Source organism: Halococcus hamelinensis 100A6, from assembly GCF_000336675.1.
Classification (GTDB): domain Archaea; phylum Halobacteriota; class Halobacteria; order Halobacteriales; family Halococcaceae; genus Halococcus; species Halococcus hamelinensis.
In genome coordinates this window covers 1-19,557 of the sequence record NZ_AOMB01000044.1, presented here as the reverse complement: position 1 = coordinate 19,557, position 19,557 = coordinate 1, and the positions used below count along the sequence as shown (strand labels likewise).

Below are 19,557 nucleotides of genomic sequence, written 5' to 3'. Positions count from 1 at the left end.
TGGAAACGGCCGCCCTGGTGGTCGGATCCGTCGCCTCGTGCTCGTCCGACAGGGGTAAGAAAGCCGGGTTCATCCACTCGCCAATGAGCGATCCTGCGGCGACCACGGACGCCGAGGGCAGCGTCCGGGTCGTCGGCACGGCTCACGTCTCGCCCGAGAGCGTCGGCGAGGTCGAGGAGACCATCCGCGAGGAACGACCCGACGTCGTCGCGGTCGAACTCGACGAGGGCCGGTTTCGCCAGCTCAAAGGCGAGGAGCCCGACGACCTCGCGGCGGGCGACCTCCTCCGAGGGAACACCGTCTTCCAGTTCCTCGCCTACTGGATGCTCTCGTACGTCCAGACCCGCCTCGGCGACGAGTTCGACATCACCCCCGGTGCCGACATGCTCGCTGGCGTCGAGACCGCCGAGGAACTCGGGCTCGGGCTCGCGCTGGTCGACCGCGACATCCAGATGACCGTCCAGCGTTTCTGGGCCCGGATGACGGCGGGCGAGAAGTTCAGTATGCTCCTCAGCCTGCCGCTGGCGTTCGCCTCGCCGATCGCGGTCGGTCTCGGTATCGGGCTCTCGCTCGGGGTCGTCCTCGGGATCCCGGTCGAGGCCTTCTTCGGCCCGCTCGTCGTGCCTCCGGCGCTCGCTATCCCGGGACTGGCGGTCTCGATCCTCGACTACACTCTCGTCGCCATCGTCCTCGGGCTAGGGCTCGCGGCGGTGCTTTCCCTCGCCTTCGTCTGGAGTCTCCCCGAGGAGGACGAAGTCGAGGAGTTCGACATCGCGGACATGACCGACACCGACGTCGTGAGCACGATGCTGGAGGAGTTCCGGGGGTTCTCGCCCGGTGGGGCCGAGGCCCTGATCGACGAACGCGACGCGTTCATCGCCCACCGGCTGGTGGCGCTCCGCGCGGGCGGCCATCGGGTGGTCGCGGTGCTCGGCGCTGGCCACATGGAGGGCGTCGAACGGTATCTCGAGAACCCCGAGACGCTGCCCCCGATGGAGTCGCTGGTCGGCCACGAGAGCGGCCGGCGGTTCTCGCCCTACAAGGTCGTCGGCTACCTCATCACGCTCGGCTTCCTCGCCTTCTTCGTTCTGCTCGCGATGGCGGGTGCGCGCAACGAGTTCCTGCTCACGCTCTTCGGCGCGTGGTTCCTGATCAACGGGGTCTTCTCGGCGACCCTCGCCCGGCTCGGCGGTGCCCACTGGACCAGCGCGCTCGTCGGCGGCGCGGTGGCGTGGCTCACGTCGGTCAACCCGCTGCTCGCGCCCGGCTGGTTCGCGGGCTACGTCGAGCTCCGCTACCTCGACGTCAACGTCGGCGACGTCGGCACGCTCAACGAGATCCTGAGCGACGAGGAGACGCCGATGGGCGAGCTCTGGACCCAGTTGAAAGCGGTGGGACTCTTCAGGCTGATCGCGGTGGTCGCGCTCACCAACGTCGGCTCCATCGTCGCGAGCTTCCTGTTCGCGGCGGTCGTTCTTCCGGTACTGGCCTCCGGGGTCGGCGGCGTGGGCGGCGTCGCCGACCTGATGGTCGAGGGGGCACGCAACAGCGCCGACCTGATCTGGGGGACGGTGACGTGAGATTCCACACCCGCGAGGTGTTCGACCTCGCGATCGCCTGGCTCGCGCTCGGCGTCGCGTTCGCACTGTTCTTCGATTCGTTCCTCGGCATCGACCTCAGAGCCGCGCTGCTCGCCGGCGACCCGAACGCCCTGCTCTCGCCGGCCATCCTCCAGGTGTTCGGGCTGAGCATGCTCACCGCCGGCGTGGGATTCCTGTTCCACGAACTCGCCCACAAAGTCGTCGCCCAGCGCTTCGGCCAGGTCGCGGCCTTCCGCGCCGACTACGGGATGCTCTTTCTGGCCGTCGCAAGCGCCTTCGCGGGTTTCCTGTTCGCCGCGCCCGGCGCGGTCTACCACCGGGGGCGGATCACGAAGCGCCAGAACGGGCTGATCGCGCTCGCGGGGCCCGTCACGAACCTCGTGCTCGCGGTCGGGTTCGCGACCCTCGCGCTGTTCTCGACCGGGTTCCTCGGCGCGGTCGGGGTCTTCGGGGTCGGGATCAACCTCCTCCTCGCGGGCTTCAACATGCTGCCGTTCGGCCCGCTCGACGGCCGGACGGTGTTCGCGTGGAGCAAGACGGTGTTCGCGGTCACGTTCGTCGTGAGCGCTGGCTCGGCGGTGTTCGTGCTCCTCCAGTTCGGGTTCGGGCTCTGAATCCGGCGCATCGATGGGCTTTTGCGCGCCTCACCCCCGGGTTTCGCCATGAGCGACGACGAGGAACTCACCTACGCCGACTCGGGCGTCGACATCGAAGCCAGCGAGGCCGCGACCGCGGCGCTGGTCGGCGCGGCCGGCGAGGGCGAGGGCGACTACGCCGGTCTGGTCGACATCGGCGGGCAGTACCTCGCGCTCGCCACCGATGGAGTGGGCACCAAACTCCTCGTCGCCGAGGCGCTCGACGACTATTCGACCGTGGGCATCGACTGCGTCGCGATGAACGTCAACGACCTCGTGGCCGCCGGGGTCGAACCCGTGGCGTTCGTGGACTACCTCGCCGTCGACGAACCCGACGACGGGACCGCCGCCGCCGTGGGCGAGGGGCTCGCCGTGGGGGCCGAACGCGCGGACGTGGCGCTCGTCGGCGGCGAGACCGCGGTGATGCCCGAGGTGATCAAGGGCCTCGACATCGCGGGAACCTGCGCGGGGCTGGCGGACGAGGACGACCTCTTCGGGGAGGCACGGGCGGGCGACGCGCTCGTCGGCTTCCCCTCGACGGGCATCCACTCGAACGGGCTGACACTTGCTCGGGAGGCCGCGGGCCGCGCCGGCGGCTACGACGAACCGTTCCCCGACGACTCCGAGCGAACCGTGGGTGAGGTCCTGCTGGAACCGACGCGGATCTACACCGACCTCCTCGACCCGCTCGCCGACCACTCCGCCCACGCCGCCGCCCACGTCACGGGTGGCGGCTGGACCAACCTCTCGCGGATGGGGTCGTTCCGGTACGAGATCACCGACCCGCTACCCGTTCCCCCCGTCTTCGAGTTCGTCGCGGACGCGGGCAACGTCCCGGAAGAGGAACGCTACCGGACGTTCAACATGGGGATGGGGTTCGTCGCGGCGCTCGACCCCGCCGACGCCGACGACCTGGCCGCGGCGACCGACGGCGCGGTCGTCGGCCACGTCACCGAGGGAACCGGAGTGGGCGTCGGTGGGCTGGCGCTCGACTGAGTTCACACCGCGGGACGCAACGCTTTTGATTACCGCTGGTTATCACCGTGTATGGAGCTCCCGACGCCGGAGGAGTTACGCGAGCGTCGCCACCGGGTCGACCTCACCCAGAGCGCGCTCGCCGAGCGCGCGGGCGTCTCCCAGCCGCTGGTCGCCCGGATCGAGGGTGGCGACGTCGACCCGCGGCTCTCGACGCTCCGGCGGGTCGTTTCGGCCCTCGACGCCGCCGAGGGGAGCATCCGGCGTGCGCGCGACCTGATGCACGAGTCGGTGGTCGCGGTCGCGCCCGACGACAGCGTTCGGGACGCCATCGACCGGATGCGCGCCGAGGGCTACTCACAGCTTCCCGTCGTCCACGACGGTTATCCGGTGGGGATCATCTCGAACGGCGACGTCCGCCAGGCCGGCATCGACGACGCCGCGTCGCTGCCGGTGGCCGACGTGATGCGCGAGTCGATCACCACGGTGGCCCCCGACGCGGCCCTCGACGCGGTCGATACCCACCTCGACCACCACGACGCCGTGATCGTCGTCGAGAGCGGCGAACTGCTCGGGATCATCACCGAGGCCGACGTCGCCGCCCACCTCTCCTGACGAGGCTCGGCCCGAACGATCGACCGTGCTTCCCGGTCAGCCCTGCCCCACGAGCCGTTCCTCGCCTTCCCAGTACTCCTGGCGGAGCTGATATTTTTGGACCTTTCCGGTCGCGGTCTCGGGGAGGTCGTCGACGAACTCGACGCGTTTTGGAACCTGGTACCGCGCGAGGTGCTCGCCGGCGAACTCCCTGATGGCCTCGGCGCTCGGCGACGCACCTGATTTCGCGACCACGAGCGCCGTCACCGCCTCGCCCCACTCGTCGCTCGGGGTCGGGATCACGGCGGCCTTCGCGACGTCGGGGTGGTCGTAGAGCACGTCCTCGACGCCGATCGAGGAGACGTTCTCGCCGCCCGAGATGATGATGTCCTTGCTTCGGTCCTGGATCGCCACCATCCCGTCCTCGTCGATGGTCGCGAGGTCGCCGGTGTGGAAGTAGCCCGGCAGTTTCGCGTTGAACGCCTCGTGGGTGGCGTCGGGCTTGTTGAGGTAGCGGTCCATCACCTGATTCCCGCGCACGACGATCTCGCCGATGGTCGCGCCGTCGCGCGGTACGTCCCGACCGTCGTCGTCGACCACGCGGACGTCGGTGGCGATCATCTCGGATCCCTGATTCACTTTGAGGTCGCGCCCGCGCTGGGCGAGCCGGCGCGGCGAGTGCGAGGTCGTGATCATCGGGGCGGTCTCGGTGAGGCCGTAGAGGTGGATCACGCGCCACCCGATCTCCTCTTCGACGGTCGAGAGCGTCGCGGTGGCGGGCGCGCTCCCGGCGGTCGAGATCCGGACCTCGCGCTCGCCGGTCGTCACGGCGTCCGGGTGGTCGTCGTAGTAGGCGATGAGCCGGTTCAACACCGTGGGCGCGCCCGAGAGGTAGGAGACGTCGTGTTCCCTCACTCGGCGAAGTGTCCCCTCGGGATCGAAGGTGCGCTGGCAGACGTGCGTGCCCCCCATCCCGGTGATGGCGTAGGTGTGCCCCCAGCCGTTACAGTGGAACATCGGCAGCGTCCAGAGGTAGGTGTCGTCGTCCGCGACCTCCATGTGCTGGTTCAGAACGAGGGCGTGCCAGTGTTCGGTCCGGTGGGTTCTGACCACCCCTTTCGGGTCGCCGGTCGTCCCCGAGGTGTAGTTGATGCTCGCGTCGTCGTCCTCCGCGATCTCCGGCCGGTCGGGCGCGTCCGCCGACGCGCCCGCGAGCCAGTCCTCGTAGTCGGTCCACTCGCCGTCGATATCGTCGGCGCGATAGCCGACGAACCCCTCGGCGGGCACCGACTCACGGACGGCCTCGACCTTCTCGGCGTAGTCGTAATCGGCGATCACGACCCTCGCCTCGCAGTCGTCGAGGATGTACTCGAAGTCCGAGGGAGTGAGGAGGTAGTTCATCGGGACGAAGACCGCCCCCAACTGGTTCACCCCGTACATGGTTTCGAGGAAGTAGTGGGTGTTCGGCGCGAGCAGCGCCACCCGGTCGCCCTGGCCCACACCCATCCCCGAGAGCGCGTTCGAGACCCGGTTCACCTGCTCGGCGAACTCCGCGTAGGTGTACTCGGTGCCGTCGTGAGCGACGACGCCGACGACGTCGCTGTAGCAATCGACCGCTCGATCGAGGAAATCGGTGGTGCGCATCTCGACATTCATGAACTACCAGGAGGATTGGCCGGCTCGGGACTAAGCCTTTGCGCCCCCACCTTTTTTCGCCTCGGGTCCGCTTCGCGGACCGCTCGGCCAAAAAATGTGGATCAAAAAAGGCCGCTCGCTCACTCCGTTCGCTCGCGGAACGATAACTGACACCTCCGCAACCGCCACCACACAGCACCGCCGAAGCCCTCGCTCACTCCGTTCCCGTGAGCGGAGCGAACGGAAGGACGGAGCGCGCGAAGCGTGCTCCGAAGTTCGCTCGCCCTTCATCCACCAGGAGAACACCGTTCTCCTGAGCCTCGGCTCGCGCCTTCGGCGCTCGCCGAGACACCAGGAACCGCAGCCACGACCACCGTAACCGCACTGCGGCGGCCGCCCCGCACCGCCACACCACGACCGCACCGCAACCGCCGCGACCGCACCGGCGGCCGCAGCACCGCGAAACCCGCCTCAGCCGTCGTTTCCGTCGCGGGTCTTCACCGCGACGCCGGTCTCGAAATCCGCCATCGCGTCGGCCGAGAGTCGCGCCCGACCGACCCCGAGCAGGTCGTCGGCGGGGTCCACGATACAGACCTCGTCACTGGGCCGCACCGCGGGGTCCACCTCTTGTACGAACTTCGCGAAGGCGTTCTTGCCGTCCCTGACGAACGGGTCGCTCTCCTCGCCCACCACGACCCGCGCGGTCGGCGCGTCGAGCCCGAGGAGCCGCCGCCCGCCTGCGACTCCGAGGGTGAATCGCCCGTCCGTGTTGTACGAAACCAGCCGTCGCTCGCCGTCGAACACCTGCTGTGGGCGGCCGCTCACCGACCGCCGCACCGCGAGGTCGGCATCGGGGAACAGCGCCGCCCCCGCCCCTGCACCGAACTGGTAGTCGGCGATCGTTCGGAGTCGCGCGGTCTCGTCCTCGTCCATCGGCCGAACCTCGGGCGCGGCGGGCAAAAGCCCGGCCATCCCGCTCGACGGCTTCCGAAGCTGTTTATATCGGCGGCGGCCACTGGTCCCCATGGATCAACGCACACAGACCATGGCCGGTGGCGGGATGCTCCTCGTCAGTTCGATCGTCGTACTGCTCTACGCCATCCCCGAGTTCGACTGGATCCCGGGTCTCGTCGCGTTCGTCGCGGCGCTCGTGATGGCCGGCGGCACCCTGCTCCTCGGCGTCTCCGACGGCGGCGTGTAGACGACCTACAGCAAAAACCGGTCGACGCGCTCGGAGAGGTCGGTGAACGAGTCCACGGCGTCGACCATGTCCTCGGAGGTCGATTCGCCGAAGGCCATCCCCTCGACCCGAACGCCCTCGTGGCGGAGGTGCGAACAGAGCCTGGAGAAGTCGCCGTCGCCGGTGCAGATCACGGCGGTGTCGATGTGCGGTGCGAGGGTGACGGCGTCGAGGATCATCCCGACGTCCCAGTCGGCGGTCTTCGACCCGTCGGCGTGGGTCTTGAGGTCCTTGATCTTGGTCTCGAAGCCGATCTCCGCGAGCGCCTCGAAGAAGCTCTCCTCCTTCGGCGAGTCCGCCCGGATGACGTAGGCGATCGCCCTGGTGAGTTGGCGACCGTCGACGGCCTCCTCCAGGAGTTCGCGGTAGTCGATGTTGCGCGAGTAGACGCTCTGGGTGGTGTGATAGAAGTTCTGCGCGTCGACCAACACCGCGACGCGCTGGGCCGGATGGACGTTCGACATGCCGGTAATCGCTCGACTGAGCGCTAAAACGTTTCGTCACGAGCAGGTGACGAAAACCACCGGGTCAGGTGTCGGCGGTCTCGGCGTTCCGTCCCTCGATCTTCGAGAGGAGTTCCCGTTCGGTGCGTTCGAGCAGCCGACGGTGGTGAACCGCCTCGCCCGAGCCCCGATCGAAGAGGTAGAAGGTGTCCTTCGGGACGTGGACGAACCACGTCTCGCTCGACTCGACCGGGAGCTGGCCGTCGACCTCGGCCACGAAGGTCTCGTCGCTCCCGTTCTCGTCCTCCGGGCGGGTGAAGTAGACGTACTTCCGGCTCCCCATCGGCTCGACGACGTCCACGACGCACTCGAAGTCGTCGGGCGAGTCGGCCTCCTCGCGGAGCTCGATGTCCTCCGGACGGACGCCGAACAGCAGCTCCGTCCCGTCGTCGATCCCCTCGGTCGCGTCGGGGTCGACGTCGTAGGAGATGCTGTCGGCCGTCAATCGGTCGCCATCGAGCGTGACCTCGAAGAAGTTCATCGACGGGCTGCCGACGAACCCCGCGACGAACGTGTTCGCCGGGCGGTAAAAGCACTCCAGGGGTGTGCCGACCTGCTGGAGCTTGCCGTCGTTGAGGATCGCGAGCCGGTCGCCCATCGTCATCGCCTCGGTCTGGTTGTGGGTGACGTAGACCGTCGTGACGCCGAGCTCGCGCTGGAGGCGCTTGATCTCGGTGCGCATCTCCGCGCGGAGCTTCGCGTCGAGGTTCGAGAGCGGCTCGTCCATCAGGAAGGCGTTCGGGTCGCGGACGGTCGCCCGCCCGATCGCCACGCGCTGTTTCTCCCCGCCGGAGAGCTGGCTGGGGTCGCTGTCGAGCATGTGCCCGATGTTCATGGTTTGGGCGGCGTCCTCGACCCGGCCGTCGATCTCGTCGTCCGAGAGGTCGGTCGACATCTTCAGCCCGAAGCTCATGTTCCCACGGACCGACATGTTCGGGTAGAGCGCGTAGTTCTGGAACACCATCGCGATGTTGCGCTCGCCGGGTTCGAGGTCGCCGATCGGCTCGCCGTCGATCGTGATCTCGCCCTCGGTCTGTCGTTCGAGCCCCGCGATCATCCTGAGGAGCGTCGACTTCCCGCTCCCCGAGGGGCCGACCATGATCAGGAACTCGTCGTTCTCGATCGTGAGGTCGACGTCGTCGACCGCGACGATCTCGTCGCTTCCCTCCGCGAACGTCTTCGTGATGCCGTTGAGTTCGATTCGTGCCATTAGTGGGTCTCCGTCTGTCGGTTGTCGGTCGTCGTTGCGTGGGCGGGTCGAAGGATCATTCCTTCAACACCACCCCGAAGCTCAGCCCGGAGGCGAGGTACCGGTTCGCCGCGATCAGGAAGATCAATACTGGGACGATCATCGCCATCGAGGCCGCCGCCAGCATGCTGTACTCGATGTTTCGCGACCCGATGAAGGTGTAGACCTGCAACGAGACGGTCACCGCCTGGTTGTTGGTGAGCACCAGCGAGAACAGGAGCTCGATCCACGCGAAGATGAAGCTGATCACGGCGACCGAGATGATCCCCGGCACCGCCGAGGGCAACACCACCTTCCGGAACGCCTGCGAGCGCGTCGCACCATCGACCATCGCGGCCTCTTCGAGGGATTCGGGGATCCCATCGAAGAAGGACTTCATCACCCAGACCACGACGGAGATGTTGATGGTGATGTACATGAACACCAACCCGATCAGGGTGTCGTAGAGGTCGAAGGTCCGGAAGATCACGAAGAACGGAATGACGACCGCGACCGGCGGCAACATCCGCGAGGAGAGGATCCAGATCAGGACGTCGGGCTTCTTCGGGACGTCGTAGCGCGAGAGCACGTAGGCTCCCGGGACCCCGACTAGGAGCACGAGCACCACGGAGGCGCTCACGCTGATGAGACTGTTCGCGTAGGCGTGGACGAACGCCGCGTCCTGCACCAGTTGGATGTAGTTGTAGACCGTCGGCAGGAAGATCCAGTCCGGGGGGAGGGTGATCGCCTCGCCCGGCGGCTTCAGCGACATGAACGTGATCCACGCCAGCGGGAACAGCGCGACGACCGTCCAGAGGACGAGGACGGCGTGGCGGCCGACCTCCTTCAGCCCGCCGTCCGAACTGCTGGTCGCCATCAGTCGAGCACCTCCCCGAAGCCGACGACGCGGATCAGGACGTTGCAGATGATCAACACGACCACGAGGTAGACGATCGCGAGCGCGCTCGCCGCCCCGAGGTCGACGTAGGTGAAGCCGGTCTGGAAGATCTGGATCCCGATCAGCATCGTCGCGTTCCCCGGTCCACCCTGAGTGAGGGTGTAGACCAGCCCGAACGACCGAAAGAGGTCGATCAGTCGGATGAGTATCGCCACGAACAGCACGGGTTTGAGGTAGGGGATCACGACGTGGACGTAGCGCCGCCACATCGGTGCGCCGTCGATCCGGGCGGCCTCGAGCAGTTCGTCGGGCACCGACGAGAGGCCCGCGTAGAAGATCAGGAACATGAACGGCGTCCAGTTCCAGGTGTCGATCAGGATCACCGTGAGCAGCGGGACGTCGGTGAGGAAGGCGGGCGCGGCGAACGGGGTGTAGCTGTTGATCAGGTAGGGGACGATCCCGAGCTGGGGCTGGAGCATCACCTGGCCGATCGTCGCGAGGCTCACGGGCGCGACCGCCATCGGCAGGATGAACGCCACGCGGTAGAACGACTTCGCCCGCCCGCTCGCGACGTCGTTGACGAGCGCGGCGAGCCCGAACCCGAGCACGGTCTCGAGCACGAGCGCGCTCAGGACGAAGACCGTCGTCACCATCACCGACTGCCAGACGGTGGGGTCGGTGAAGACCACCGCGAAGTTGTGGAGCCCCGCGAACGTTCCCAACCGGTCCGGGTTGACGTAGGTGTAGTTGACGAGGCTGAGATAGAGGTCGTAGACCCCGGGGAAGATCGTGATCAGGAGGACCACGAGCACCATCGGGGTCGCGAGCCAGACCGGGAGGTAGTCGTTCCAGACGCCCTTGAGCGAGCCGAGCGCGCCCTCGCCCTGGTCCGAGCCGACCGACCGGGTGTCCGTGCTCATCGGATCACCCGCTCCCCGCGGTGAGTTCGGCTTGCTGGGCGGCCTTCTCGAAGGCCGACTGAACCGACTTGTTGCCGGCGATGGCCTGCTGGAGCTGGATCGAGTACTTCTGCCCCCAGACGGGATACTGCGGGTCGAACGGCTCGATCTTCGCCTCCTGGAGCGACTGGAGGGAGACGTCGGCGAAGTTCTGGCCGTACTTCTGGCGGTACGGGTCGGCCTCCCAGACCGACCGTCGGACCGGGAACGACGCCGAGCCCTGAATGGCCATCGCGCGCTGGGTGGGCTTCGCGGTCGCCCAGATCATGAACAGGAACGCGGCCTCGGGGTTGGCGGCGACCGGCGAGGTCGAGAGCTGCCAGACGAACGCGCCCGGCACGAACGAGGTGTTCTGTCCCTTCGGCACCGGCATCTTCGCGATCGCGATGTCGTCGGCGACCTGCGAGGAGCTCGGGTCCGAGAGGCTCCCCCAGAACAGGTTGGCGTCGTTCAGGATGTGGCCGGCCCCGCCCTGTTGCATCGTCGCGACCACCTGGGACCACTCCATCGTGGCGGCCGAGGCCGAGCCGTACTGCTGGAGGGTGTCGACGTAGAACCGACCCGCCTTCATCGCCGTCTCCGTGTCGAGCCCCGAGTCGTTGGGATAGGACTCCCAGAGCTGCCCCCCGAACTCCCGGATCCACGGGTCCATCGTGTAGATGTTCATCCCGTAGCCCTTCTGGCCACGGTTGACGACCCCGACGGTGTCGGACTCGTTGGCGTGGATCGTCTTCGCGTTCTTTAGGAACTGGTCGGTGGTCTTCGGCACCGAGAGCCCGTGTTTGTCGTAGAGGTCCTCCCGGTAGAACATCGTCTGGACCTCGACGGTGATCGGCAGGCCGGTCCAGTAGGGCTGGCGACCCGCGCCGTGGGCGGCCTGTCGACAGACCTGGAGGAGGTCCTGGGTGCCGTACCAGTCCTCGTCGAAGAGGGTGTCGCTGTCGAAGTACGGGTCGAGGTTCTCGAGCCAGCCCGCGCGGGCGAACTGGTTGACGACCTGGTCCATGAAGAACAGGTCGAAGTTGCCCGCACCGGTGCTCACGTCGGTGAGGCGTTTGGTGCGGAACTGCTGTTCGGGGAGGATGCTCCAGACGACGTCGATCCCCGTCAGCTCCTCGAAGACCGATACGTAGGGTCTGACGTTCGTCACCCAGTCGTGCTGGACGGCCCCGAGGTTGATGCTGGTCCCCTCGTGGGCCCGCCAGTCGATGTTCGCGTCCCGATAGGCCGCGGGGTCGAGTTCCGACGACGGGGACGTCGTCGACGAGTTCCCCGACGAGTTGCCGCCGGAGCTCGTGCCGCCTCGGGTACAGCCCGCGAGCCCGACACCGGTCGCGAGCCCGGCCGTCGTGAGGAACCGACGACGTGTTTGTTTATTAGTCATAGATACGATGCCACCGGTTATTTTCCCACATTTTTATACTTATCGTCCGGTCTGGATCTAACCCGACGCCATCGGTAGCCCGAACCGCTATGACTCGTTCCACAGGCGGTAGGCCTCTCTACAGGCGTTTTGCAGGCACTACGTGTCGTCGCCGGTCGTGATGGCCTGCGGTCCGGGCGTCGAACTCTCACCAGAACGACTATTGAAGCCACCGCCGTCTCTGAAGGCATGACCGACGCGGCCGTCGTCGCCGAGGAGTACCGTCCGAAGCTCGAAGCGGTGTTGCGGGAGAACGTACTCGACTTCTGGTTTCCCCGGTGCATCGACGAGCAGGGTGGCTTCCTGACGAGCTACGAGAGTGAGGGCGAGTTCGCGGGCAACGGCCACAAACAGGTCGTCACCCAGGCCCGGATGGTCTGGTTCACCGCACGCCTCGCGCGCGAGGGCTACGGCGAGCGATATGAGGGGATCGCCGACCACGGCCTCGAGTTCCTGCTCGACGAGATGTGGGACGAGGAGCACGGCGGGTTCGTCTGGGAGGTCGAACGCGACGGCACGACTTCGAAACCAAACAAACACCTTTACGGCCAGTCGTTCGGCCTCTACGCGCTCTCGGAGTACCACCGCGCGACCAGCGACGAGCGCGCGGCCGAGTACGCCCACGAACTCGTCGACCTGCTCGACGAGCACGCCAAGGACGAGGCTCACGGCGGCTACGTCGAGTACTTCACGCCCGAGTGGGAGCCGATTCTCGACGGACGGACCTACCTCGACAACATCGAGCCCGACTGGTCGCCGAAGGAGTCGGGCGACGATGCGCTCGACGCCTCCCTGAAACTCATGAACACCCACCTCCATCTGATGGAGGCGTTCACGACCTACTACGAGGTCTTCGAAACCGATCGGGGACGCGAATGTCTGCACGAACTCCTCGACATCCTCACCAACACGGTAGTCCGAAAGCGGTTAGGCGCGTGTTCGGACAAGTACACCCCTCGATGGGAGCCGAAACTCGACGGCGAGGACCTCCGAGTCGTCTCGTACGGTCACGACATCGAGAACGTCTGGCTCTCGATGGACGCCGCCGACGCGCTCGGGGTCTCGAAGGACCTCTACACGGACCTCTACGAGACCCTCTGGGAGTACACCCTCGAATACGGCTACGACGACGAACAGGGAGGGTTCTACTTCTACGGTGGCTTCGACGAGCCGGCGAGCTTCCGGGTCAAGGCGTGGTGGGTGCAGGCCGAGGGGCTGACGAGCGCGCTCAGGATGTACGAACACACCGGGGAGTCGAGATATCTCGACGTCTTCACCGAGACCTACGACTTCCTCGACGAGCACGGCATCGACCACGACGTGGGCGAGTGGCACTCCGGCGTGACCGACGAGCTCGAACCCGTCGGCCGGAAGGGCGCGGTCTACAAGGCCGCCTACCACAACGGTCGTGCGCTGCTCGAATCCATCGCGGCGCTCGAACGGCTGTAGGGCGGCACTGGCAGGTATCGCACCCGTCACAACGCCTAAGTCCTCCGGGTGCCGTGGTCGTGATATGCCACGCGTCACACCCTCACAGACCCGGTCGGCGAGCGATGGGTGTGACGAGTTCGAGGCCGCGGCGGGGACGAAATCGAAACGCGAACCGGCTGGTTCGCGGCGGGTGTAGCGCCCCGTTGCGCACCGTTCTCGTGAATCGACTTCAGAGTCCCCACTCCACCACCACATGACACACCAGATCGACCTCGACGGCGTCTTTCCCGCGATGGCGACGCCGTTCGAGGCGGACGAAAGCATCGATTTCGACGGACTACGGGCCGAAGCCCGACGGCTCGCACAGGCGGGGGTCGACGGCCTGGTTCCCGTCGGCACCACCGGCGAGAGCGCGACCATGACCCACGACGAGCACGTCGCGGTCGTGGAGACCGTGGCCGAGGCGGTCTCGATACCCGTCGTCGCCGGCGCGGGGTCGAACTCGACACGCGAGGCGGTCGAACTCGCCGAACGCACCCGCGACGCCGGCGCGGACGCGCTGCTCCTCATCTCGCCGTACTACAACAAGCCCGAACCCGCCGGGATGGAGACCCACTTCCGGACCGTGGCCGACGCCGTCGACCTCCCGCAGGTCGTCTACAACGTCCCCGGCCGGACGGGCCGCACGATAGAGGTCGACACCGCCGTGACGCTCGCCGAGCACCCCAACGTCGTCGGCTACAAGTCCGCGAGCGGCGACCTCGCCGCCGTCAGCGAGGTCATCGAGCGAACCCGCGAGAGCGACTTCGCCGTGCTCTCGGGCGAGGACGCGGTCACACTCTCGACCCTCGCGACCGGCGGGCGCGGCACCATCAGCGTCGCGGCGAACGTCGAACCAGAGCGCGTGAGCCGGATGGTTCACGCCGGGCTCGACGGCGACTTCGAGCGCGCCCGCGAGCGCCACCACGAGCTCGGACCCCTGTTCCGCGCGCTGTTCTGGGAGACCAACCCGATCCCGTTGAAGGAGGCGCTCTCGATCCGGGGCCACATGGACCCCACGATGCGCTCGCCGCTCTCGCGGCTCTCGGCGAAGCGTCGCGACGCGCTCGCCGAGATCCTCGCCGACCTCGATACCGACGACCGACGAACCCCCGCGGAGGTCGAACGGTGACGGCGGTCGGGGTCACGGGCGCGACGGGGACGATGGGTCGGGCGGTCCTCGACACGGCCGCCGGGCGCGACGATACGACTGTCGCTTTCGCGACGAACCGCGACCCGGCGGCCGAGCACGTCGCGGGTCACGAACTCCGTCCGGCGGTCGACTTCCCGGATCTCCTAGCAACCCACGCGCCCGACGTCGTGGTGGACTTCACGGGACCGGAGTCCGCCGTCGAGTACGCGTCGGCGTGTGCGGAGGCGGACGTGGGATTCGTCACCGGCACCACGGGCTTCGACGAGGCCCATCGCGACGTGCTCCGCGGCGTCGCCGACCGAGTTCCGGTTCTCCGGGCGACGAACTTCTCGCGCGGGGTCCACGCGCTTGCCGAGGCGCTCGCCGAGACGGTCGAAACCCTCCCCGACTACGATATCGAGCTCACCGAGACCCACCACAACCGAAAGCGCGACGCGCCGAGCGGCACGGCGACCACTTTACTCGACCGTATCGACGACGCGAGCGGGGCGAATCACGACCGGACCTACGGCCGCGAGGGCGAACAGCCCCGCGACGGGGACGAGGTCGGGGTTCACGTCCGGCGGGCGGGGAACGTTCGTGGCGAACACGAGGTCCTGCTCGCGGGCAACGACGAGGTGCTCACGCTCACTCACCGTGCCGAGAGCCGGGGGGTCTTCGCCGCCGGCGCGCTCGACGCGGCGGTCTGGCTCGCCGGGCGTGATGCGGGCTGGTACGAGTTCGAGGAGGTGCTCGCGTGAGCCTCGAAACCGAGATCGAGGACCTCTGGGCGCGCGCCGACGAGGGACTGACCGCGAGCGAGGCGGGCACGGACGAACGCGACACCCTCGACGCGTTCCTCGACGCGCTCGAAGCCGGCGAGGTCCGGGCGGCCGAAAAGCAGGGCGACGACTGGGTGGCGAACGAGTGGGTGAAGCAGGGAATCCTGCTGAACTTCAGTCTCCGTGAAACCCAGCGTCGGGAGTACGGCGATGTCGCCTACCACGACGTGCTCCCGCTTCGCTCGACCGACGACCTCGGCGAGCGCGGCACCCGGAACACCCCGGACGGAACCGTCGTGCGACGGGGCGCGTCCATCGGCAGTGACGCCATCCTGATGAGTCCGTGTTTCCTCAACGCGGGCGCGTACGTCGGCGACGGCACGCTCGTGGACTCGTGTGATACGGTGGGGTCGTGTGCCCAGGTCGGCGCGGACGTGAAACTCGGCGCGAACACCCTCCTGGGTGGCGTGCTCGAACCCGTCGAGGATGCTCCAGTCGTGGTCGAGGAGGGCGTCTCGCTCGGCGCGGGCTGTCGCGTGACCTCGGGGTTCGTAGTGGGTCACGACTCGGTGGTAGGTGAGAACACCCTGCTGACGCCCCGAATCCCGGTCTACGATTTGGTAGAAGAAGAGGTCGTCTACGGCGAACTCCCGCCCGAGCGGCGGGCGTTCACGCGGTTCGTCGAGTCCTCCGTGGGCGAGCACGACCTCTTCGAGGGCGGGGCCTACAAGCCCGCCGTGGTCGCCACCGCCGTCGAGAACAGGACTCTGGAAGCCACCGAGCGCGAGGAGGCGCTTCGGTGATGGCGGGGGCCGTCGCGGACCTCGACGGGAACCCGGCCGTGCGACGGCTCGGGGACTGGTCGGCGGCGCGGCTGCGCGACCTCGCCGCCGACCACGGCACGCCGCTCTACGTGGTCGACCTCGGTCGTGTGCGCGAGAACGCGGCTCGTCTTCGAGCGGCGTTCCCCGACGCCGCGATCGACTACGCGGTGAAGGCCAACGCCAGGAAGCCGGTTCTCGAAACGCTCGCCGAGGAGGGACTCGGTGCGGAGTGTGCCTCCGCCGGCGAGGTCGTCCGGGCGTACGAGGCGGGCGTTTCGACCCTGCGATACACCGCGGTCAACCCGCCCGCCCGCGACCTGGATCGAGTCGTCGAGATCGCCGCCGAACGTGAGGTCACGATCACCGTCGGCGCGCGCGATACCCTGACCCGACTGGCCGACCGGGACTGGACGGGCCGGGTCTACCTCCGGGCGAACCCCGCCGTGGGCGCGGGCCATCACGAGAAGGTCAGAACCGGCGGCGACCCGACGTTCGGCATCCCGGCCGAACGGATCGAAGCGGTCGCGGCCGACGCCGAGGGGATGGGGTTCGACCTCGTCGGGCTCCACGCCCACGCCGGCAGCGGCATCCTCGGCGACCTGAGTGGTCACGCGGCGCTGGTCGAGCGGGTGAGCGAGATCGCCGCCGACCTCGCCGACCACGACATCGACGCGGTGAGCATCGGCGGCGGGTTCGGGGTCCCTTACCACGAGACCGACCCCCCGCTCGACCTCGGGGCGCTCGCCGAGGCCACTCGCGACGCGTTCGGGGCCGACGCGCGGCTCGGCATCGAGCCCGGCCGGTATCTCGTGGCCGACGCGGGCGTCCTCCTGGCGCGTGTCAACACCGTCAAGCCGACGCCCGAGACCACTGTCGTGGGTGTCGACGCCGGAATGACGGCACTCGCCCGACCCGCGCTCTACGACGCCTACCACGCGATCCGCTCGCTCGCGGCGGATGCGTCCGAGCGCGGGACGGTCGCGACGACCGTCGCCGGGCCGGTCTGTGAGTCCTCGGACACCCTCGCGCGCGGCCGGAGCCTTCCCGTGCCCGAGCGCGGGGACCTCCTGGCCGTCGGCAACGCCGGCGCGTACGGCTACGAGATGGCGAGCACCTACAACTCCCGCCCACGACCCGCGGTCTGTGCCCTCGACGGCGACGAGTCCTGGGTGTGCGTGCGGCGCGAGACGGTAGACGACCTTTCGAGGCTCGACCAATGATATCATTCGACAAGTTCCACGGCACCGGCAACGACTTCTTCGTCATCGACGCGGCCCAGCCGGTGACGGACCGACGACGACTCGCGATCGACCTCTGTGACCGCGACAGCGGGATCGGGGACGGAGACGGCTCCACCGGCGCGGACGGCGTGCTCTTTCTCGCGCTCGAAGCCGGCTACGCCTCGCCGCGGGTCGTCATGACGCTGGTCCAGCCCGACGGCTCGACCGCCCCGATGTGTGGCAACGGCGCGCGGTGTGCGGCGGCCTGGGCCGCCGAACGAACGGGCGAGCGTGTCGTGATGGTCGACACCCAGTCGGGAACCCGCCGTGCGACGGTCGACGAAACGGCGGTCTCGATCGAGATGGGGATGCCGCGCTTCTCGCCCGAGGCCGTCCCGCTCGCGCGCGACGAGCCGCTCGTCGAGGAACCCATCGGCGATCTCGACGCCACCGCGGTCGACACCGGGGTGCCCCACGCGGTGGCGTTCGTCGACGACGTTTCGACCATCGACCTCGAATCGGTCGCGCCGCCGGTCCGTCACGCCGAGGTCTTCCCGCGCGGGGCGAACGTCACGGTCGCGAGCCCCGACGGCGCGGGTGGGTTCGACCAGCGGACCTACGAGCGCGGCGTCGAGGGCGAGACCCGGTCCTGCGGGACCGGCGCGGTCGCGGTCGCGGCGGCCGCCCGAAAGCTCGGCCGTACCGAGGACGATTCGGTGACGGTCTCCCCGCCGGGTGGCGAACTCGACGTCGAATTCTCGGGCACCGAAGCGATACTCCGCGGCCCCACCGAGCGCGAGTTCGCGGGCCGGGTCTCCCTGGGTGGCTCGCGCTCGGTCGAGATAGACGGCGACGCCGGCGCGACCGCCGACGACTGATGACCGACTTCGACCCGCGGGGGTTCCTCGAACGCGCGGTCGAGACCCCCTCCCACGAGAACGTCGACGAGATGCGCTCGTTCCTCCGTGAGACGCTTTGCGAGCACGACGTCGAACCGACGGTCGACGACGCGGGCAACGTGACCGCGACCCGCACTGGCGACTCCGATGGCCCCCACATCGTCCTCAACACCCACATCGACACGGTCGCGCCCCACGTTCCGCCCTCCCGCGACGGCGACATCCTCTCGGGGCGGGGGTCGTGCGACGCGAAGGGTCCGCTCGCGGCGATGCTCGCGGCGTTTTTCGACTCCGACCCCGACGACGGCCGCGTCACGCTCGCCATCACTCCCGACGAGGAGGTCTACTCGACGGGGGCGGCGGCGCTCGTGCCGGAGCTCGACCTCGACCCCGAACGCGGCGACGCGGTCATCGTCGGCGAGCCCACCGGATTGGACGTCTGTACCGCCGCGAAGGGTCGCTTCGAGGGGCGGATCGAGCTTCGTGGCGAGAGCGCTCACGCCGCCGAACCCGAGAGCGGGACGAACGCCATCCCGCTCGCCGCTCGCGCCATCGAGGCGCTGTCGGGTTTCGACGACCGGCCCGACGGGCTCGACGCCCACCCCGACCTCGGCGCGCCGACGCTCACGCCCACGGTGATCGAGGGTGGCGACGCCACGAACCAGGTCGCCGGCGCGTGTGAGGTCGTCCTCGACCGCCGGAGCGTGCCCCCCGAGACCGCCAACGGCTACGAGACCGGCCTCGACGGGTACCTCCGCGAGCGCCTCGGTTCCGGGGTCTCGTTCGAACTCACCGACCGGAAGACGCCGTTCCTCGAAGCCTTCGAGACGGACGCCGATGCGGGTGTCGTGCGGGCGTTTCGGGACCTCGGCTGTGCGGCGCGGCCGTTCACCGCCGCGACCGAGGCCTCGTACTTCGCTCGGCGTGCGCCCACCGTCGTCTTCGGCCCGGGTGTGCTCGCCGACGAGGAGGGGCCAGTGGCCCACGCCGACCGCGAGTACGTTCGACTTCCAGCGGTCGAACGTGCGACCGAACTCCTCGACGAGGTGGTGGGGAAGTGTCTCCGCGAAACGGGTTCTTAAGTGGCCGACGGCCCTCCCTGCAAACATGAGCACCGACGGTGACGAGGACGTTCTCGACCTGCTTCACGCCGCGCGCAACGACGAGTTCGAGACGGTGATCAACTACCAGACCGACGCCATCGCGATCGAGGGCGTCACCGCCGAGGAGGTCGCCGAGGGCCTCCGCGCGGACGTCGAGGAGGAGCTCGGCCACGCCGAGACCCTCGGCGAGCGCATCACCCAGCTCGGCGGCCAGCCGAAGGGCTCGTTCGAGATGGAGATGGGCCAGGAGAGCCTCCAGCCGCCCGAGGACACGACCGACGTCCTGAGCGTGATCGACGGCGTCATCGAAGCCGAGCAGGGCGCGGTCGAGACCTACCGCGACCTCATCGAGGCGGCGGAGGCGGCCGACGACCCCGTGACCGAGGACCTCGCGGTGACGCTGCTCTCGGACGAGGAGTCCCACCGGGCCGAGTTC

At 68.3% G+C, this 19,557-nt stretch carries 20 protein-coding genes; 13 read left to right on the top strand and 7 right to left on the bottom strand.

Annotated elements, in window-relative coordinates:
* Positions 1–83: 83 nt before the first annotated feature.
* From C447_RS16795 to C447_RS16780, 4 genes are read left to right on the top strand one after another with little or no spacing between them, the layout of a single operon-like run.
* Positions 84–1,580 (top strand): TraB/GumN family protein, encoded by a 1,497-nt coding sequence (locus tag C447_RS16795; protein WP_007696046.1) that lies wholly within the window; start codon positions 84–86, stop codon positions 1,578–1,580.
* Complete coding sequence (locus C447_RS16790; RefSeq protein WP_007696044.1) at positions 1,577–2,215, top strand: zinc metalloprotease; 639 nt, start codon at positions 1,577–1,579, stop codon at positions 2,213–2,215. Before C447_RS16795 ends, C447_RS16790 begins: the two co-directional genes overlap by 4 nt.
* A 48-nt stretch (positions 2,216–2,263) precedes the next feature.
* Positions 2,264–3,232, top strand: coding sequence for a phosphoribosylformylglycinamidine cyclo-ligase (gene purM / locus C447_RS16785; RefSeq protein WP_007696043.1), 969 nt, complete (start codon positions 2,264–2,266; stop codon positions 3,230–3,232).
* Positions 3,233–3,283: 51 nt separating this feature from the next.
* Complete coding sequence (locus C447_RS16780; protein ID WP_007696042.1) at positions 3,284–3,826, top strand: CBS domain-containing protein; 543 nt, start codon at positions 3,284–3,286, stop codon at positions 3,824–3,826.
* A gap of 36 nt (positions 3,827–3,862) precedes the next feature.
* Here C447_RS16780 and C447_RS16775 read toward each other — a convergent pair whose 3' ends face one another.
* Together C447_RS16775 and C447_RS16770 are read right to left on the bottom strand one after the other, a co-directional pair.
* Positions 3,863–5,461: a long-chain-fatty-acid--CoA ligase gene (locus C447_RS16775; RefSeq protein ID WP_007696041.1), complete on the bottom strand. Its 1,599-nt coding sequence runs from the start codon at positions 5,459–5,461 to the stop codon at positions 3,863–3,865.
* 450 nt (positions 5,462–5,911) lie between these two features.
* Complete coding sequence (locus C447_RS16770) at positions 5,912–6,373, bottom strand: PUA domain-containing protein (RefSeq protein WP_029601693.1); 462 nt, start codon at positions 6,371–6,373, stop codon at positions 5,912–5,914.
* 91 nt (positions 6,374–6,464) lie between these two features.
* Between C447_RS16770 and C447_RS18285 the strand changes: the two genes are divergently transcribed.
* The gene (locus C447_RS18285) at positions 6,465–6,641 is read left to right on the top strand and encodes a hypothetical protein (protein WP_169316564.1); all 177 of its coding nucleotides are present in this window, start codon (positions 6,465–6,467) and stop codon (positions 6,639–6,641) included.
* A gap of 5 nt (positions 6,642–6,646) precedes the next feature.
* Here the strand turns inward: C447_RS18285 and C447_RS16765 are convergent, their stop codons facing one another.
* From C447_RS16765 to C447_RS16745, 5 genes are all read right to left on the bottom strand, one after another.
* A complete protein-coding gene (locus tag C447_RS16765; RefSeq protein ID WP_007696039.1) occupies positions 6,647–7,144 on the bottom strand; it encodes a LabA-like NYN domain-containing protein in 498 nt (165 codons plus the stop codon).
* Between the two features lie 64 nt (positions 7,145–7,208).
* Positions 7,209–8,393 (bottom strand): ABC transporter ATP-binding protein, encoded by a 1,185-nt coding sequence (locus tag C447_RS16760; RefSeq protein WP_007696038.1) that lies wholly within the window; start codon positions 8,391–8,393, stop codon positions 7,209–7,211.
* A gap of 55 nt (positions 8,394–8,448) precedes the next feature.
* Complete coding sequence (locus C447_RS16755; protein ID WP_007696034.1) at positions 8,449–9,288, bottom strand: carbohydrate ABC transporter permease; 840 nt, start codon at positions 9,286–9,288, stop codon at positions 8,449–8,451.
* Complete coding sequence (locus C447_RS16750; RefSeq protein WP_007696032.1) at positions 9,288–10,229, bottom strand: carbohydrate ABC transporter permease; 942 nt, start codon at positions 10,227–10,229, stop codon at positions 9,288–9,290. Before C447_RS16750 ends, C447_RS16755 begins: the two co-directional genes overlap by 1 nt.
* 4 nt (positions 10,230–10,233) lie before the next feature.
* Positions 10,234–11,652 (bottom strand): extracellular solute-binding protein, encoded by a 1,419-nt coding sequence (locus C447_RS16745; protein ID WP_007696030.1) that lies wholly within the window; start codon positions 11,650–11,652, stop codon positions 10,234–10,236.
* Between the two features lie 228 nt (positions 11,653–11,880).
* Here C447_RS16745 and C447_RS16740 point away from each other — a divergent pair, with 228 nt between their 5' ends.
* From C447_RS16740 to C447_RS16705, 8 genes are all read left to right on the top strand, one after another.
* Positions 11,881–13,140, top strand: coding sequence for an AGE family epimerase/isomerase (locus C447_RS16740; RefSeq protein WP_007696026.1), 1,260 nt, complete (start codon positions 11,881–11,883; stop codon positions 13,138–13,140).
* A 235-nt stretch (positions 13,141–13,375) separates the two neighbouring features.
* Positions 13,376–14,293 carry a 4-hydroxy-tetrahydrodipicolinate synthase gene (dapA, locus tag C447_RS16735; RefSeq protein ID WP_007696024.1) on the top strand — a complete coding sequence of 306 codons (918 nt, stop codon included), beginning with the start codon at positions 13,376–13,378 and terminating at the stop codon, positions 14,291–14,293.
* Positions 14,290–15,054 carry a 4-hydroxy-tetrahydrodipicolinate reductase gene (dapB, locus tag C447_RS16730; RefSeq protein WP_007696022.1) on the top strand — a complete coding sequence of 255 codons (765 nt, stop codon included), beginning with the start codon at positions 14,290–14,292 and terminating at the stop codon, positions 15,052–15,054. The genes dapA and dapB overlap by 4 nt, the downstream gene beginning before the upstream one ends.
* Complete coding sequence (locus C447_RS16725) at positions 15,051–15,878, top strand: 2,3,4,5-tetrahydropyridine-2,6-dicarboxylate N-succinyltransferase (protein ID WP_007696020.1); 828 nt, start codon at positions 15,051–15,053, stop codon at positions 15,876–15,878. Before dapB ends, C447_RS16725 begins: the two co-directional genes overlap by 4 nt.
* Positions 15,878–17,119, top strand: coding sequence for a diaminopimelate decarboxylase (gene lysA / locus C447_RS16720; RefSeq protein WP_007696018.1), 1,242 nt, complete (start codon positions 15,878–15,880; stop codon positions 17,117–17,119). Before C447_RS16725 ends, lysA begins: the two co-directional genes overlap by 1 nt.
* Entirely contained in the window at positions 17,116–17,997 is an 882-nt protein-coding gene (gene dapF / locus C447_RS16715; protein WP_007696016.1) for a diaminopimelate epimerase, read from the top strand. The genes lysA and dapF overlap by 4 nt, the downstream gene beginning before the upstream one ends.
* Positions 17,997–19,100, top strand: coding sequence for a M20 family metallopeptidase (locus C447_RS16710; RefSeq protein WP_007696015.1), 1,104 nt, complete (start codon positions 17,997–17,999; stop codon positions 19,098–19,100). Before dapF ends, C447_RS16710 begins: the two co-directional genes overlap by 1 nt.
* Positions 19,101–19,125: 25 nt before the next feature.
* Positions 19,126–19,557: ferritin-like domain-containing protein (locus tag C447_RS16705; RefSeq protein ID WP_007696013.1), on the top strand; the 432-nt coding region annotated here is incomplete at its 3' end.

What these genes read in the sequence shown, in the direction of transcription:
- purM (WP_007696043.1), top strand. Translation starts at nt 2,264, where the DNA reads ATGAGCGACGACGAGGAACTCACCTACGCCGACTCGGGCGTCGACATC.
- C447_RS16755 (WP_007696034.1), bottom strand. Translation starts at nt 9,288, where the DNA reads ATGGCGACCAGCAGTTCGGACGGCGGGCTGAAGGAGGTCGGCCGCCAC.
- C447_RS16775 (WP_007696041.1), bottom strand. Translation starts at nt 5,461, where the DNA reads ATGAATGTCGAGATGCGCACCACCGATTTCCTCGATCGAGCGGTCGAT.
- C447_RS16765 (WP_007696039.1), bottom strand. Translation starts at nt 7,144, where the DNA reads ATGTCGAACGTCCATCCGGCCCAGCGCGTCGCGGTGTTGGTCGACGCG.
- C447_RS16740 (WP_007696026.1), top strand. Translation starts at nt 11,881, where the DNA reads ATGACCGACGCGGCCGTCGTCGCCGAGGAGTACCGTCCGAAGCTCGAA.
- dapA (WP_007696024.1), top strand. Translation starts at nt 13,376, where the DNA reads ATGACACACCAGATCGACCTCGACGGCGTCTTTCCCGCGATGGCGACG.
- C447_RS16780 (WP_007696042.1), top strand. Translation starts at nt 3,284, where the DNA reads ATGGAGCTCCCGACGCCGGAGGAGTTACGCGAGCGTCGCCACCGGGTC.
- dapF (WP_007696016.1), top strand. Translation starts at nt 17,116, where the DNA reads ATGATATCATTCGACAAGTTCCACGGCACCGGCAACGACTTCTTCGTC.
- C447_RS16710 (WP_007696015.1), top strand. Translation starts at nt 17,997, where the DNA reads ATGACCGACTTCGACCCGCGGGGGTTCCTCGAACGCGCGGTCGAGACC.
- C447_RS16745 (WP_007696030.1), bottom strand. Translation starts at nt 11,652, where the DNA reads ATGACTAATAAACAAACACGTCGTCGGTTCCTCACGACGGCCGGGCTC.
- C447_RS16750 (WP_007696032.1), bottom strand. Translation starts at nt 10,229, where the DNA reads ATGAGCACGGACACCCGGTCGGTCGGCTCGGACCAGGGCGAGGGCGCG.
- C447_RS16795 (WP_007696046.1), top strand. Translation starts at nt 84, where the DNA reads ATGAGCGATCCTGCGGCGACCACGGACGCCGAGGGCAGCGTCCGGGTC.
- lysA (WP_007696018.1), top strand. Translation starts at nt 15,878, where the DNA reads ATGGCGGGGGCCGTCGCGGACCTCGACGGGAACCCGGCCGTGCGACGG.
- C447_RS18285 (WP_169316564.1), top strand. Translation starts at nt 6,465, where the DNA reads ATGGATCAACGCACACAGACCATGGCCGGTGGCGGGATGCTCCTCGTC.
- C447_RS16770 (WP_029601693.1), bottom strand. Translation starts at nt 6,373, where the DNA reads ATGGACGAGGACGAGACCGCGCGACTCCGAACGATCGCCGACTACCAG.
- C447_RS16760 (WP_007696038.1), bottom strand. Translation starts at nt 8,393, where the DNA reads ATGGCACGAATCGAACTCAACGGCATCACGAAGACGTTCGCGGAGGGA.